Raw genomic sequence first — 976 nt, 5'->3', positions numbered from 1 at the left:
CGCGAGCTCCAGTCCCATGGCGCCATCCTGCGGTCCGGGCCTCTCACGGGGGTTGGCCGTCAGTGCATCCTTCTTGTCGGCAGCCGCACGACGGCCACGCGGTCTTTTCAGGAAGGGGTGGAGAGGCAAGACTGCGAAGCATGACCAGGCCGCATCCGCTCGACCCGTTGACCGCCGACGAACTCACCGCAGGCCGCGCGATCCTGGCCGACGAGGGCCAGTTGACCGCGACCACGCGGTTTCCGGCGGTACTGCCCGTGGAGCCGGACAAGGGCGACGCCGCCCCCGATCGCCGGGTCCAGTACACGCTGCTGGACACCGCGACCGGGCACGCTCGCGACGTGGTCGTTTCGCTGACCAAACGCGAAGTGGTCTCTACTGAGGACTGCGGCGACGGCCAGCCCGCGTACCTGTTCGAGGAGTACGACCTCGCCGCGTCCATCACCAAGGCGTCGCCGGAATGGCGGGCCGCGATGGACCGCCGCGGGCTCTCCGACCGGATCGAGCACGCTTTCTGCGCTCCCCTGGCGCCCGGCTTCTTCGGCAGGCCCGACGAGACCGGCCGCGTCATCCGCTCGCTGACGTTCCTGCGCGACGACGAGTCCGACAGCCCGTGGGCACATCCGGTCGAGGGCCTGATCGTGCACATCAACCTGACCGAACAGCGGGTCATCAGGGTCGAGGACGTGGGCGACGTGCCCGTCCCGCCGGAACACGGCCGCTACGGCGACGTGCCGGCCCGCACAACACTCAAGCCGATCGAGATCACTCAGCCCGAGGGGCCGAGTTTCGTCGTCGACGGCAACGAGGTCACCTGGGAAGGCTGGAAACTCCGCGTGGGCTTCAACGCCCGCGAAGGACTGACGCTGCACCAGATCAGCTTTCAGGACCGGTCGGTGCTGCACCGTGCGTCGGTACCGGAGATGGTGGTGCCGTACGGGGATACCGCGCCCGGCCGGTTCTGGATCAGCTACTT

1 protein-coding gene is annotated in these 976 nt (G+C 68.5%); it reads left to right on the top strand.

Translation table 11 applies throughout. The features are described from left to right. Nucleotides 1–140 precede the first annotated feature (140 nt). A partial coding sequence (locus CFP71_RS40990) for a copper amine oxidase (RefSeq protein WP_482746728.1) occupies nucleotides 141–976 on the top strand: 836 nt, incomplete at its 3' end.

It is taken from the genome of Amycolatopsis thailandensis (assembly GCF_002234405.1).
GTDB classification, from domain to species: Bacteria; Actinomycetota; Actinomycetes; order Mycobacteriales; family Pseudonocardiaceae; genus Amycolatopsis; species Amycolatopsis thailandensis.
This window is presented reverse-complemented; position numbering and strand designations above follow the sequence as displayed.